This window comes from Paenarthrobacter sp. YIM B13468 (assembly GCF_042788025.1).
GTDB classification, from domain to species: domain Bacteria; phylum Actinomycetota; class Actinomycetes; order Actinomycetales; family Micrococcaceae; genus Arthrobacter; species Arthrobacter aromaticivorans.
On the sequence record NZ_JBHZPI010000010.1, the window covers coordinates 34,568 to 47,839 of the forward strand.

General features: G+C 61.2%; 12 protein-coding genes. 8 read left to right on the forward strand and 4 right to left on the reverse strand.

Features of this window, described 5'->3' with window-relative positions; translation table 11 throughout:
• Positions 1 to 98: 98 nt before the first annotated feature.
• Positions 99 to 1,256 (reverse strand): glycoside hydrolase family 76 protein, encoded by a 1,158-nt coding sequence (locus ACFX4T_RS11235; protein ID WP_377651874.1) that lies wholly within the window; start codon positions 1,254 to 1,256, stop codon positions 99 to 101.
• A gap of 91 nt (positions 1,257 to 1,347) precedes the next feature.
• On the opposite strand from ACFX4T_RS11235, the gene ACFX4T_RS11240 reads away from it, so the two are divergent.
• The gene (locus tag ACFX4T_RS11240; RefSeq protein WP_377651875.1) at positions 1,348 to 2,172 is read left to right on the forward strand and encodes an SDR family NAD(P)-dependent oxidoreductase; all 825 of its coding nucleotides are present in this window, start codon (positions 1,348 to 1,350) and stop codon (positions 2,170 to 2,172) included.
• Positions 2,172 to 3,443 (forward strand): acyl-CoA dehydrogenase family protein, encoded by a 1,272-nt coding sequence (locus ACFX4T_RS11245; protein ID WP_377652042.1) that lies wholly within the window; start codon positions 2,172 to 2,174, stop codon positions 3,441 to 3,443. Before ACFX4T_RS11240 ends, ACFX4T_RS11245 begins: the two co-directional genes overlap by 1 nt.
• 9 nt (positions 3,444 to 3,452) lie before the next feature.
• Here the strand turns inward: ACFX4T_RS11245 and ACFX4T_RS11250 are convergent, their stop codons facing one another.
• The 3 genes from ACFX4T_RS11250 to ACFX4T_RS11260 form a co-directional block, all read right to left on the reverse strand.
• The gene (locus ACFX4T_RS11250) at positions 3,453 to 4,280 is read right to left on the reverse strand and encodes a DUF1684 domain-containing protein (protein ID WP_377651876.1); all 828 of its coding nucleotides are present in this window, start codon (positions 4,278 to 4,280) and stop codon (positions 3,453 to 3,455) included.
• A gap of 273 nt (positions 4,281 to 4,553) precedes the next feature.
• Entirely contained in the window at positions 4,554 to 5,864 is a 1,311-nt protein-coding gene (locus ACFX4T_RS11255; protein ID WP_377651877.1) for an Ig-like domain-containing protein, read from the reverse strand.
• 91 nt (positions 5,865 to 5,955) lie between these two features.
• Positions 5,956 to 6,651 carry a hypothetical protein gene (locus tag ACFX4T_RS11260; RefSeq protein WP_377651878.1) on the reverse strand — a complete coding sequence of 232 codons (696 nt, stop codon included), beginning with the start codon at positions 6,649 to 6,651 and terminating at the stop codon, positions 5,956 to 5,958.
• Between the two features lie 209 nt (positions 6,652 to 6,860).
• Between ACFX4T_RS11260 and ACFX4T_RS11265 the strand changes: the two genes are divergently transcribed.
• The 6 genes from ACFX4T_RS11265 (at position 6,861) to ACFX4T_RS11290 (ending at position 13,197) form a co-directional block, all read left to right on the forward strand.
• Positions 6,861 to 8,477, forward strand: a complete 1,617-nt coding sequence (locus tag ACFX4T_RS11265; protein WP_377651879.1) for a sigma-70 family RNA polymerase sigma factor — start codon at positions 6,861 to 6,863, stop codon at positions 8,475 to 8,477.
• A 111-nt stretch (positions 8,478 to 8,588) separates the two neighbouring features.
• The gene (locus tag ACFX4T_RS11270; RefSeq protein WP_223947926.1) at positions 8,589 to 9,503 is read left to right on the forward strand and encodes a PIG-L deacetylase family protein; all 915 of its coding nucleotides are present in this window, start codon (positions 8,589 to 8,591) and stop codon (positions 9,501 to 9,503) included.
• A complete protein-coding gene (locus tag ACFX4T_RS11275; protein WP_377651880.1) occupies positions 9,503 to 10,426 on the forward strand; it encodes an ATP-grasp domain-containing protein in 924 nt (307 codons plus the stop codon). The genes ACFX4T_RS11270 and ACFX4T_RS11275 overlap by 1 nt, the downstream gene beginning before the upstream one ends.
• Positions 10,423 to 11,700, forward strand: coding sequence for a glycosyltransferase (locus ACFX4T_RS11280; protein WP_377651881.1), 1,278 nt, complete (start codon positions 10,423 to 10,425; stop codon positions 11,698 to 11,700). Before ACFX4T_RS11275 ends, ACFX4T_RS11280 begins: the two co-directional genes overlap by 4 nt.
• Entirely contained in the window at positions 11,697 to 12,824 is a 1,128-nt protein-coding gene (locus ACFX4T_RS11285; RefSeq protein WP_223947929.1) for a hypothetical protein, read from the forward strand. The genes ACFX4T_RS11280 and ACFX4T_RS11285 overlap by 4 nt, the downstream gene beginning before the upstream one ends.
• A 43-nt stretch (positions 12,825 to 12,867) precedes the next feature.
• On the forward strand, positions 12,868 to 13,197 hold the full coding sequence (locus ACFX4T_RS11290) for a hypothetical protein (RefSeq protein WP_377651882.1): 330 nt from the start codon (positions 12,868 to 12,870) through the stop codon (positions 13,195 to 13,197).
• The last annotated feature ends 75 nt before the right edge of the window (positions 13,198 to 13,272 follow it).

Consider the following 13,272-nt stretch of genomic DNA (forward strand, 5'->3'; position numbering starts at 1 on the left):
GCGTAGGTTAGGCAAACCTATGCTTCCAAAGCTACGAGGGTTTAAGTGATGAGGATCACAACAATTACGGAACTATTGCGTGCCGTAATTAGCGTGGACTAAGTTTCCAGCGCGGCCGCTGCCTCCAGCGTCATCCACGCCTGCAGTTGGGTGGAAAGCTCGACGGAGGTCCCCGCCGGATACGTTTCACTCGCCGGTCGCAAGGGGTTGGGGGAGAAGGTAAGGCCCGGAGATTTGGGATCACCACTGGACTCCCTGCGGCCATCCCAGAAGGCCTGGGCTGTGTTGAGAACGAGCACTTTAGCGATGTCACGGGCGGAATCCTGAAGCCGTTGATCCCTGGCAGCGAGCGCCAGGTACCGGATCAGGATGCCGGTAAAGAGACCTCCATCCCCGGTTCCATCGCCATGGATTACCCGGGTGCCGGGAACCGTAAGTTCCCGGGCAACGGCTTCGATCAGACGGGCGGCGCCGTCCAGGTTCTCCTCGCCGCCCAGTTCCAGGAGTGCCCCAAGGATTGGCCCTTGGTTGTAGGTGTAGACCGCGTCCTCAAGGACGATCTCCCCATTCCGTATGCGAAGTCCATCAAGATAAAGGCCGGGGCCGGGGTGAAGGAGTTTGGCATTCAGCCAGTTCACCAGGGCTTGGGCCCGCTCACGGTGATCGGTTCGTGCGTAGTACAGGGCAACCGGGGCCGTTGCGGGCGTGTTCTTGAAGTCCCTCTTGGTGCTCCAGAATGTTCCGCCGCCCAAGTCATCCGTGGAAGCAGAATCGAATTGGAGCGTTAGCTTCCGGCGAATATAGGCATTTCGGCGGCGTCCGGGCTTTCGCGTCTCCTCGGCCAGCTCTTCCAGTCGGAGGGTGGACAGTGCCAGCCAGGCCATGTCGTCGTAGTAATCGTTGACGAACCTGAAGAAGTTCCGGAGGCGGATGGTGGTGACCAGCCGGGAAGCGAGCCGTCCCGCGCTCGGGCGGGAGTCGCCGTCGAACCTTCTCTTGGTGGCCAGTTCCCGGCGGCCTGTATCCACCAGGCAGTCGACGTAGTGCGCCTGCCACCAGTAATGCCATGGACCGAGAAGGCTGCAGATGCCGCGGGAGGGGATGCTGACGGCGCCGATGTGGGTGCCTGGGAGGAAAAGCAGCCGTCGGCCGAAGAGTCGCGTGACGGAACGGGCGGCCTCGTCTGCGCGAATCGCCCACACTGCTGCCTCCGTTGTGGGTGGTTGCTGGCCGGCGGGGTTGCTTTCGGTGGGCATTGAACCAGCCTATCGGGCGGCCCGAGGTGCGCTGGCTCACAATTCCAGTTAACATGCATTAACGGATTTGAGCCTGCATCAAGGAGGATGGATGGACATCAAGGGCACGGTCGCGCTGGTAACTGGCGGGGCATCAGGCTTGGGCGCGGCAACCGCCAAACGCTTGTTCGACGGCGGGGCGTCGGTGGTGCTGGTGGACCTGCCAAATTCTGCCGGTGAGGATTACGCGGCGGAGTTGAACGCTGCTGGTTCTGCCAACGCGACTGGTTCTACCCGCGGAGGCTCGGAACCCAAGGCCGTCTTTGCCCCCGCGGACGTAACCAACGAAGCCCAGGTGCAGGCCGCCGTCGATGCCGCGGCTTCACTGGGAACCCTGCGAATAGTTGTTAACTGCGCCGGCATCGCTACGCCGGGCAAGGTCCTGGGCCGCGACGGGGTTCTGCCCCTTGAAGCCTTCAACAAGGTCATCCAGATCAACCTCGTCGGAACCTTCAACGTCATCCGCCTGGCAGCAGCAGCAATGGTGGAAAGCGAGCCGGTTTCCACGGAACTGGGCGGACCGGAGCGCGGAGTCATCATCAACACGGCGTCCGTAGCGGCTTTCGAAGGGCAGATCGGCCAGCCCGCGTATGCCGCATCCAAAGGTGCTGTTGCGGCGATGACACTGCCCCTTGCCCGCGAGTTCGCCCGCTCCCTGATCCGCGTTGCCACCATTGCGCCCGGGATCTTTGAAACCCCCATGATGGCTGGGTTGCCGCCGGCTGCCCAGGAATCCCTTGGCCAGCAGGTTCCCCACCCCGCCCGTCTAGGGCGCGCCGCCGAATACGCCAATCTAGCGGCACACATCGTCGAAAATGCCATGCTGAACGGCGAGACAATCAGGCTGGACGGCGCCATCCGTATGGGCCTGAAATGATGGGCGACTACAGCGGCGGGCCAGTACCCGCCGGCATGGTGGGTAAGGTGCCGGCCTCAGCGGCCGACCTCCCCACGGCCGACTTCTTCGACTTCGAGTCTCTCCTCAGCGTCCAGGAACAGCGGAAACTCAACGAACTCCGCTCCTTCCTGGCCAGCGAGATCGCCCCCTACGCAGGGCAGTGGTGGGACAAAGCCGAGTTCCCCGAACACATCCTGCCCAAGCTCGCGGCCCTTCGCCTCAGTGCCCCGGCCCAGCGCGGTTACACACACCTGTTCGCCGGGCTGGTCATTGCCGAGATGACCCGCGTAGACACCTCCATCGCGACGTTCTTCATGGTCCACCACGATCTCTTCGTTGAGTCGCTCTACGACTTTGGCAGCGACGCCCAGCAGGACAGATACCTCGACGACGCCTCAAACCTCCGTACCACAGGGGCCTTCGCTCTCACCGAACCAGAGCATGGGTCCGATGTCGCCGGCGGTATGCAGACAACAGCCCGGTGTGTGGAAAGGGCAGCCTCCGACGGCGGTGACTACTGGGTGATTAACGGTGCTAAACGCTGGATCGGCAATGGGACGTTCTGCGACTACATGCTGGTGTGGGCCAAAGACGAAAGCGACGGCGCTGTGCGGGCTTTCATCGTGGACGCCTCGTTGCCGGGCATCACTCGGAGCCGGATCGAGAACAAGATTGCCCTGAGGACAGTCCAGAACGCCGACATCCTCTTCGAAGACGTGCACGTTGCAGAATCAGACCGTTTCGGCGGTATCAGCAGTTTTGCCGATACCAACCATCTGCTGCGCGGCTCGCGGATCATGGTTGCCTGGCAGGCGGTAGGCCAACAGCTGGCAGCCTTCGACGTCGCGCGCCAGTATGCGGTGGAACGACTGCAGTTCGGTAAACCCCTTGCCAGGTTCCAGTTGATCCAGCAGCATCTGGTGGACATGCTCGGCAACGCCGTGGCCAGCATGGGGATGATGGTGCGGATAGCCCAACTCCAAGAGGGCATTTCCCGCGACGCGCAAGGTGCCCTGCACGGCGGTGCCGATATGGCACAAGTGGCTCTCGCAAAGGCCTACTGCAGTGCACGGATGCGTGAAAGCGTGGCCTTGGGCCGCTCCATCCTGGGCGGAAACGGCATCGTCACCGACTACAAAATCGCCAAGATTTTTGCCGACGCCGAGGCCATCTTCACGTACGAGGGCTCCTACGAGATCAACTCATTGATCGTGGGCCGGGCAGTAACGGGGGTCTCTGCCATCGTATAGTCAGGCGCTTTACTCCTGAGGGATCTTTTCGCCAGCCTCAACGCGGACATCAATGGAATTTCCGCGGACCGGCATCGGGCAGGTGCCATAGGGGGTAAAAGCGCTCGGGTAGTTGATGGCGCGGTTGAAATCGATCACCACGGATCCGTCCGGGCGTGGGCGGGGGATAAAAACCTTCCTCCACTCATCCGTGGTGTCGCCGTTGGTCTCATCATGGAAGGTCACGTTCAAGGCGCCGAGCTTCTCTTCCTCAGCATGGAGGCGGACTTCATGGGCAACGCCAGGAACCCGGAACACCACCTCCCCGACCGAACGATGAACGCCGTCCACCAAAGGGTTGGCCGTTCCGATAGGTACATCCACGGGCTGGTCATAGGGTTCGAACCGACCCTGAATCACCCAGTCCGGGTTGTAATCGTAGGTGGGAACCCCAGCGAAGTCCGTAAAAACGGGCGAGCCCGCGTCCCTGGTCCGGATGGCATACTTGTCCGCCCGCATCGCAAGCTCCACCACCACCTGCTTCCCGTCGGCACCGCCGTACTGCACCCACATGAGGGACTCTTCATCCTGCAGGGTCGCCGTCACTGTGCCATCAACGCTCTCACCGGTCTCAACGAGGGTCAGGCCGTCCGCAGTGGTGGCCGTGAGGGTTGCAGTCGTGCCATCCGTTGACCACAGTCCCGGGGCAAACTCGACTTCTGCAGGCTCCGACTCGAGCCACTGAAACGACGTCAGCGTCAGCCAGCCGTGATTCGAGGCCAGTGCTGCATTTCGTGACGCTCGGAACCGCTCCCAACGGGCAAGCTGGGCGTCTGTTGCAGTGGTGGGCGAGCTCATGGTTCTCCTCGGCAGGTGTGAGCCGCGGTTGGCGGCTTTGCAATCTCCTCAACTATGCGCCGCACCGGCGCATTCCCGAAAGCGCGCAACCCCGAGCGTGCAACCTCAAGTGTGAATCCCGAAGAGTGCAACGATGGGCCGCGCATCGTGTGCACGGCCCATCGTTCGCTTGGAGATCCATTCGCGGTCGAGCCTGTGAGTCCTTGCGGTCTTGTCTTGCGTTCTTGCGTGGCTATCGGGATGTCGATGCCATCGGACTCGGCCTCTTGTTGTTTAGTGCTGACGACGACCAGATCGCCGGACACCCAGGAAACCGAGCAACGATCCCAACGCCAAGAGTGCAGCGGCTGCGAAGACGAACACCGGGCTTTGAGCGCCCGTGGTAGCAAGTCGCGCTGGTCCCGGAACCTCTGCGGGCTGAGTCGGCTGGTCCGTGGCTACAAGTACCGGGCTTGTGGTGCTGGTGCTCGGGCTAGGCGTGGGTGTTGTGGTGCTGGGGCTCGGGCTAGGCGTGGGTGTTCCGGTGCTGGCGCTCGGCGTCGGAGTGGGTGTTGCCGTCGGTGTGGGTGTTCCAGTGCTGGGGCTCGGCGTCGGTGTGGGTGTTGCCGTGGGGCTTGCCGTTCCGTCGCCTGTTCCGTCAGCACGTGTTCGCCGCGTTTCGGCACCGACAGGGGTTTCTTCACCCGCAATATTTACGGTTCCGCTGTTGGTGTAGACGTCCAGCTTCCTGTCCGTCACTTTGGTGACGACGAACAGCTCTACCCGTTCCCCCCTGGGCAGGTCCGCCCATCGCACTGTTGCTTCCTGGGGAGTGCACTCGACAGTTGCGGGGTATCGCTCGTTGTCCATTGGCTCGGTGATGTTTCCGGAGCTGCTGATAACGCTGCCGACGCGCGGAGTGATGTGGTCGCAATCGATTTCCATGCCAGCGGCGGGCGTGTCCGTCACAACGACGTCGTTTGATTCTGAGGGCATTGGAGGCATGTAAAAGATGGATTCAAGTTCAGTTTGCGGAGCGTCGGCCCACCACATGGACTTGCCCGCCGAAGTAGGGGCAGCGGGATCGCAGTCCTGGGTGCATGGACCGTCGACATGGACAGGCACGCGTACCACTGTTGACCCCACGGTGAAGTTCAGTTCGGTCGTTTCGCCGGTGCCTGGCTGCACGGCATATTGCGTGCTGAAATTACACGTCCCACCCACGTTGTTGGGATAGTCCGCCACGAAGTCGGTCAAGGTGAAGACCACTTGTCCGGCATCGTTGGCTGCCGCTTTGGCGACCGTTACGCCGTCGGCGTTGTCTAGATCAAATGACGCGGCACCAAACCAGCGAAGTTCCGGCGGCAGCTGCAGGTTGAAGGTATCGCCGGGCTGCGAGTTGTCAGGAACGGACCACTGACAGGTCAGGTCTACTTGGTCCCATTGGTTTGTAACCACTGAATCCGTGCTGATGGTGACCGCCGCGCCCGGGATCACGGCAGCATTCGCTGGCCCTGCCGACCAGGCGAGTCCGAAGGCTGTCACCACAACAGCCAGTAGTGCGGCCACCAAGGAGGCGGACTTTAGATGGAGCTGATTCTTCATGTGTTGGATGGTCCTTCGAATGCGGAAGCGTGTCTCGTCGCATGGTGAGTGGCGGCTCGACGCTGTTCGTGACGGCACCAACAGGCTTCACTCACATTGCTTCGGGAATGTAATCCTGAGGCGCTGGTTCTGAAGGGGCATTTGCCAACGGGAAGAACTGCATGCGCGCGGGCCGGAGAGCTCCTTCACCCAGGCTTTCCATGGCAGTCCTGCACTCCATGAGCTGCCCAAGATTGCCTGCGGAGAGGGGCAACAGCACGTGGACAGCGGAGTTCTTGTACATGGCCGTAGCACCTGTCCCGTGCAGCTGCCGTTGAACAGTTTCGCCGAGCCGCGCCAGAAGGGTCCAGCGATGGCCGCGGCTCTCAAGGGGTTGGGGCAGTGACAGGATCGCAAGAGCGTACGGGTGGGAACATGCCGTTCCAAAAATGGAGAGTTCGTGGATACGCCGCTGGAAATGGGCTTGCGTGGCCAGCCCCGTCTGAACGTCCGTGCACGAAATCGGCGGTGCGGATTCGGCGGCCTCTGCCCATCCTTCAGCCAGGGATTGGAGGGCTTCGATGTCCATGTTCCGGTCTGCTGCAAGGAAGAGGGCGCGGAAGTCCGTCATGGTTTCACTGATTCCAACGCCCTTCCGGGCTCGCGCCGCGCCCAAGGACCTTGCTGTAGGAGGTGGAACACTGGCCCGGGTGGCCAGCGACGTCACCACCGTCCGGACCTCGGGCAGGAACCAGTCCGCAGGGAACCGCCAGCCATGCTGATAGCTGGTTGTCTGCCATCTGCGCATCAACAGGTGTCGGGAAAATGTGCATTCAGCGAATGATTTTGTCCGGAACGATGTCATATCCGAATAGTGCGTCCGAATAAGGATTCATGACGAAAAGCGGGATAAGGATCTCTTTGGTAAAGAGTCTATACAAATTCGCGTCATGACCTGAGCTTGGTGCCCACTGGGTATATATGGGCACGATTTTTTACGTTGTGGGGGTGCCTTAAATGGCATCCGGGACAGGTACTGACAACGCTTCCAGCGCAGGAGTTGAGAGCGACGGTCATCTTATCGGGTTAGTGCGTGGCGGTGACATGTCCGCATTCGACGAACTGTATGAACGTCATGTGTCTGTCGCGTCCACAGTGGCCCGGCGAAACGTGGACAATCCAAGCGACGCCGAGGATGTTGTGGCCGAGGCTTTCCAAGCCGTATTGCAGAGCCTGGTTGCGGGACGGGGGCCGGACAACTTCTTCAGGGCGTACCTGCTGTCCACTGTCACCCGCCTGTCACATCATCGGAACCGGAAAGCCGGGCGGTCGGTGCCCAGCAGTGACGACGCCATTCTGGACCGTACGTTGCCGGATCCGGACGCCGTAGTCAAAGCCTTCGAATCGCATACGGTGGCAAAGGCATTTCGTGCCCTTCCCGAACGGTGGCAGGCCGTGCTGTGGTATCTGGACGTGGAAAGAATGAAGCCAGCGGCGGTGGCACCACTCCTGGGTTTGTCAGCGAATGCCGTGTCAGCGCTGGCGCTCCGGGCACGGGAAGGCCTGAGGCGGCAATACCTGCAGGCCCACGTGGCGGAAGAACTGGACAGTGACTGCGCGGGATTCGCATCAAAACTCGGTACATTCATTCGAGGAGGACTTTCAAGGATTGCTGAACGCAAGATGCGTCAACACCTTAGTGGTTGCTCGAAATGCACCGGCGCCCTCTCGGAACTAAAGGACGTTCAGGGAACCATGCGGGCTGTGCTTATCCCGCTGGTAACTGGCGTACCTCTCGCCACCTTGGCAGCCAAGGGTGCCGGACTGGGTTTCCTGGGAGGACTGGTCCCCATCAAGGCTGCGATAGTGGTGCCGGCTATTGGGCAACCAGCTGTAATGGCCATGGTAGCCGTGGCCGGATTGGGACTGGCTCTAGGCGCGGTTGGAATCGTTGGTCGCTTGACGCCGGATGTCCCCATGGAGCAGTTGGCCATTGAGGCAAGTTCCTCCCGTCAGGAGTCATTCGTAGGGGCCCAGGCCCCACCTCCCACGGCGACCCCGATGCCCAGCTTGCCATCGCCTGTGTCACCAGCCGCGGTAGAGCCAGCGCCGCCACATACCGGCCCCGAGGAGTCAAACGCTGGGCCCGAGGAGTCAAACGCTGGGGCCGACCCCCTGGTCGCTGCCCCGGTACCTTCTGGCGTTGAATCCCGGCCGGCTCCTCAACAGTCTGTTCCCTCGCCGGACCCGGCCTCGCCAGCGGCAACAGCCCTTCCCGCGTCACTTGTAGCGGTGACAGCGTCGGTGCGGATACCCAAGGACCGTGGTGCGGGCATGACGGCCATGGAGGTGGATTTTGGGATCGGCGGCTCACAGCCCCTGGGACCGGCCAAAGCCGTGTTCTCAGTGGAGATGGATGCACGGATCCAGGAGAGTTCGCTGCTTGCCCCGGAAGGGTGGTCCTGCTCCATGGAGGGGCGGACGGCCGTCACTTGCATTACAGCTTCGGCCCGGCGGAACGACCTCCATTTTCAGGTGTCCGCCCAGTCCAAGCGTAAAAAGGGCGCCGGTGTCCTGACATATTCCTTGAGTGGGAGCGGTCTTGCAGCGGGCGAATTTGTGCACAAGTACTGACCACGAATCATTGCCAGATACAGCGTCACGAACCTATTGCGTCGGCCACTAACTCAGAGGCGGTGCCCTGAGAAGGCAGCCGCCCTTTTATCTGTGCAATTTAGGGGAAATATGAAAGCAACGTTGTTGGCCGTTGCAGGCTTGCTGGGCGCGTTGGCGGCGGTTTGGGCTTTGGTCCCGATCGGTCAAAAATGGTTCGTCCGCAGGTTCAGCTCGCCGCATGGCCTCCGATGGGCCATGGCAAGTTTGGGCGCCCTGTTGCTGCTGTCACTGGTGGGATGCGCAATGGAGCCGGCGCACCGCCCGTGGCTTGAGGTTGTAGTCCTGCTCACAGGAGCGGGGTTGATTGTGGGCTTTCTTGTCGCGCCCGCCTTCAGGATTCACCACGGTGTGGCCTTGCAACCCCGAAGGGTGCTGGCCATAGGAGCCCACCCTGACGATCTGGAATTGGCCTGCGGTGCAACCCTCGCCAAATTGGCCGATGCCGGGCATGAAGTCCGAACCATGGTGATGAGCTCAGGCGGAAAGGGAGGCGACAGCGCCATCCGTGTGACCGAAGCCGCGTCAGGCTCGGATTTCATGGGTGCCTCCAAGGTGCATGTCCACGACTTTACGGACACCAGCCTCGCGGAACATGGGGATGAAATGGTCCAGGCGATTGAGGCTGTGATGGGCGATTTCCGCCCCGACGTTGTGATTACCCATTCCCGTAACGATTATCACCAGGACCATCAGGCCGTACACAGTGCGACCATGCGGGCAGCCCGCCAGCACTCCTCCATCCTGTGCTTCGAGAGTCCCTCATCTACACGGCAGTTCGATCCCAGCGTCTTCGTGGATATCGCGGGGTATGTGGACGTAAAGATTCACGCCGTTGCCATGCACCGGAACCAAAAGGGCAAGCCTTACATGAGTGCAGAAAGAGTACGCAGCCTCGCAGCGTTCAGGGGCTCGCAAGTGAAGACCACGTATGCAGAGGGTTTCGAACCTGTTCGACTGCTTGGCTCGGCCGTAGGGGAGTTCTGATGGTTCGGGTACTCGTAACAGGCGTTGGAGGACCAGCTGGCTCCTCCTTGGCGCGCCAGCTAAGAGAACTGGGGCATTGGGTCCTGGGCGTTGATATGCAAGCGGTCAACGGTTCCCAGGCTCACATGGTCTCCTTGGTATCGGCCTCCAGTTCTCCCGACTATCTGTGGGAACTGCGGGGACTTGTGGGCGCCCATGGCATCGATCTTGTGGTGCCCACCGTCAGCGATGAACTCGTCCTGGTTTCCGAAGCCCGGCAAGGCTTCGCCCCTAATGTCGAGGTCCTTATTGCCGACCCCGCACCCGTTCGAATCGCGAATGACAAATTCCTCACCATGACGTGCCTCGCCAATGCAGGCGTCGCTGTCCCCGATTTCGGGTTGCCCGGCGATTTCGCCTCTGTCGATCAGGCGATGGCGCGGCTAGGGGGATCCCTAGTGGTCAAGCCACGCATTTCCCGCGGGGGACGCGGGGTTCAGGTACTGGAAAAGACAGCCGACGGCGGCCGGAACGCCGCCCACGTCTGGTCCTCCTTGGACGATTCCTGGATTGTGCAACGATTCGCGCCGGGAACGGAGTACGCGCCCGTGGTCCTCCACCATCGGCCTGATCCGGATCAGGACGATCTTGTGGTGGTGCTGGAGAAGACAGAACTCAAAGAGGGACGCGTGGGTAATGCCGTGTCTGTCAGGAGGGTCGAGGGCGCCGAGAGCGCCGATGTGGCCCAATTGGCCGATTCAGCCGTGACCGCGCTCGGGTTGATGGGACCCATCGACGTGGACGTGCGCCGCCTGCAGGACGGAAGTCCGGTGGTACTGGAGATCAACGCGAGGTTCGGTGCAAACAGTGCGTTCGCCCCCGAACTCCTGGAGAACGTCCTGGACCGATATGTCGCCGGTCGAATCACCGGAAGGCCTGCGTGACACCTCTTGATGCTGCCCTGGCGTTTGTCCAGGTTGGGGGCGTGCTGATTCTCAGTTTCGGAGTGGTCAAGATCGTCTACGTTCCACTGGCCTTGTATTTCAACCGGCTTTACCGTTCCAACTCTGCCAAGCATCGCTATTCCGTCATCACTGACCGGCCCCTGGTCTCTGTGATCGTGCCCGGCTATAACGAGGCCGTGGTGATCACCAGTTGCGTCGAGTCGATACTTGCCAGCCGCTATTTACGCTTGGAAGTGATTCTGGTGGACGACGGTTCCACTGATTCCACCGCCAGCATCATGGCAGGACTTGCAGATCAGTATGATCGGGTCCGATTTCTCTCCCAAGCGAATGCAGGGAAAGGCGCTGCGCTCAACTATGGCATCGCCGAGGCCAATGGAGACATCCTGATGTTTGTCGACGCCGATGGGATATTTGCCCCCGACACCCTGATGCGCATGCTCGAGGGTTTTGATCACGCCAAGGTGGGAGCGGTATGCGGCGACGACCGGCCGGTTAACCTGAATCGCGTTCAAACGATGATGCTTGCCGTCCTAAGCCACGTCGGGACAGGCCTGGTCCGTAGGGCCTTGTCCTTGTTGCATTGCCTGCCAATCGTCTCCGGGAATATAGGTGCCTTCCGCCGTGACGTAGTCCAACTGGTCGGCGGTTTTCACGAGGACACGCTCGGTGAGGATCTTGAGCTCACTTGGCGTGTCTATAAGGCCGGCTACCGGGTGAGGTTCCAGCCCTCAGCCCTGGTCTATGCCGAGTCGCCGTCAACGATGGGCGGATTGTGGCGGCAGCGCGTTCGGTGGTCGCGGGGCCTGCTCCAGACGCTCCGGATGCATATCGGGATGCTTGGGCGGCGGCGTTACGGGCTGTTTGGCATGTTTCTTTTGTTCAACGCCATCACCATGGTGGTGATCCCTATGCTGCAACTTGCCATTTTGGCGGTGCTGCCTTTCCTCTACCTTGCCGGTTCAGGTCCCGTACCCGCTGAAGTCCTCGCCATTCTTGGCTGGTTGGGACTGTTTGTGTCCTTGGCTCTGATTGTGTTCTCCATTGGCCTGAACCGTTCATGGAAGGACCTTCGCTTTCTATGGACGCTGCCCCTATGGCCCCTGTATTCGGTATTCGTTGGCCTGGCTTTAGCCAGCGCAATCATCAAGGAGATCCGCGGCACCCCTGCCGTCTGGAACAAGCTCCAACGGACGGGCGTCATTTCCGTAACTGCCACAGAGGCCGGCCCCCGCTACGAGGCAGGGGTATGAAGGCTCTTGGATCCACGATGCTGGTTGCCAGGCTAAGTGCTGCCCTGGTGGGCTCCGTTCTCCTTGGCGTTGCGTTGACGGGTGTCGCTGCATGCGCAGAAGAACCGGAGCATCGTCCTACGGACCGCATGGTGAATCTTGGCTTTGAGGACGTCATCAACGAGGACCCGTCGCACCTTGTGGATTTGGCGGAACGATTGGAAGCTGTGGACGCCACCGCCGTATCGATCTCCGTGGGACGCACAGACTGGACGGCCTTTCCCTGGTCCGGCCAAACCGACGCGATCTCTTATGAGGTTTCCCGCACAGGCAGGGACTTCGTGGGGGAGGCGATCTCAGCATTGGCGAAAAATGGCAAGGAACGTGATGTGATCCTCACGATCGATGTCCTGTTGGACCGTGCACTGAGTGAGGACCCCTCCCTGGCGGGTCGGAATATCGCTGGTGAGCCATCCAAAGCCTTCGCCAGTGTGTCGTCCCTGCGGCACGGCAAGGCCGGTGCCCGACTGGCTTCCTTGGCTGGTGCCGTCGCGAAGAAGTACCGGCCCACGGCGGTGAATCTCACGGAATTGATGTTCGATGATTTCACCTTTGGCAGTGAAGACTTCGATGACTTCAAAGCCACCACCGGAGAAGATGACTGGCCCAGAAACCGCGAAGGCGGGATCGACCAATCGGATGCCCGGATCAGCACGTGGCGGAGCGAAGCCATGGCTGACATCGTGCGCAGGGTGGGAGCCGCCGTCGAACCCTATGGTGTCCGGCTGGAGATGGATGTGCGCTCGCCGCGGGATTCACCGTCGGCGGACCGCGCCGACAGCGGCCATGACTACGACCTCTTGCTCAAGCAGCTCGATCGGCTCCACGTTTGGGAGTACGTAGGAATTAACGCCGAGCGCTCGCCGCAGACGAAGGATCTCGCAAAAGCCCTGACCCGCCGCGCGGGCTCCCGCATGTCATTGTCTGTCGGGCTCTGGTCCGATGACGGCACGATCTCCCCGGAAAGGTTCGAAACCGCTTTGCGCGAGGCTGCCCGGGGCGGGGCCACATCCGTGTCCGTGACACCCGCAAGCCTCATGACCGCCGGTCATTGGGAGGTCTTGCGGAACGCTTGGGCCCGGTAATTACGGTCTGTCCGGTGCCCATCCCGAGGCGTACCCTGAGCGCATGGGCATGGAATCCGTGATGGCGGCAGTAGTAAGCCTTGCACTGATTGTGGGGTCGGTTTGGGCTGGCACACGGCTGGTGCAGAAGGGCGTTTCCGCGAAGGGGGCAACGGGCACGCTCGGGAGTGTCCTTTCCATGATCGAGCCGTCCACTGGTGCGCCGACCAAAATTGAGGCCGCGGCAGCCCGCGAGGAGATGCGGCAGCGAAGGCACGAGAAATTGGTAGCCGGCCCGGGCACCGCAGAGGTCAGTCTGTTCGCCGGGAAGGTGGTCCTGCCGCCGTCGGCCGACATGATAGCCAAGCAGCAGTCCGGGGACGCCAAAATCTGAGACGTATTCCCGCAGTAGAGTCCTGTGCGGGTAAGATCCCGTAGGAAACATTAGTAACCCGGCTCACAGTATCCA

Coding starts and splice junctions, on each gene's coding strand:
- ACFX4T_RS11255 (WP_377651877.1), bottom strand. CDS start 5,864: ATGAAGAATCAGCTCCATCTAAAGTCCGCCTCCTTGGTGGCCGCACTA.
- ACFX4T_RS11250 (WP_377651876.1), bottom strand. CDS start 4,280: ATGAGCTCGCCCACCACTGCAACAGACGCCCAGCTTGCCCGTTGGGAG.
- ACFX4T_RS11285 (WP_223947929.1), top strand. CDS start 11,697: ATGAAGGCTCTTGGATCCACGATGCTGGTTGCCAGGCTAAGTGCTGCC.
- ACFX4T_RS11240 (WP_377651875.1), top strand. CDS start 1,348: ATGGACATCAAGGGCACGGTCGCGCTGGTAACTGGCGGGGCATCAGGC.
- ACFX4T_RS11235 (WP_377651874.1), bottom strand. CDS start 1,256: ATGCCCACCGAAAGCAACCCCGCCGGCCAGCAACCACCCACAACGGAG.
- ACFX4T_RS11290 (WP_377651882.1), top strand. CDS start 12,868: ATGGGCATGGAATCCGTGATGGCGGCAGTAGTAAGCCTTGCACTGATT.
- ACFX4T_RS11270 (WP_223947926.1), top strand. CDS start 8,589: ATGAAAGCAACGTTGTTGGCCGTTGCAGGCTTGCTGGGCGCGTTGGCG.
- ACFX4T_RS11275 (WP_377651880.1), top strand. CDS start 9,503: ATGGTTCGGGTACTCGTAACAGGCGTTGGAGGACCAGCTGGCTCCTCC.
- ACFX4T_RS11265 (WP_377651879.1), top strand. CDS start 6,861: ATGGCATCCGGGACAGGTACTGACAACGCTTCCAGCGCAGGAGTTGAG.
- ACFX4T_RS11245 (WP_377652042.1), top strand. CDS start 2,172: ATGGGCGACTACAGCGGCGGGCCAGTACCCGCCGGCATGGTGGGTAAG.
- ACFX4T_RS11260 (WP_377651878.1), bottom strand. CDS start 6,651: ATGCGCAGATGGCAGACAACCAGCTATCAGCATGGCTGGCGGTTCCCT.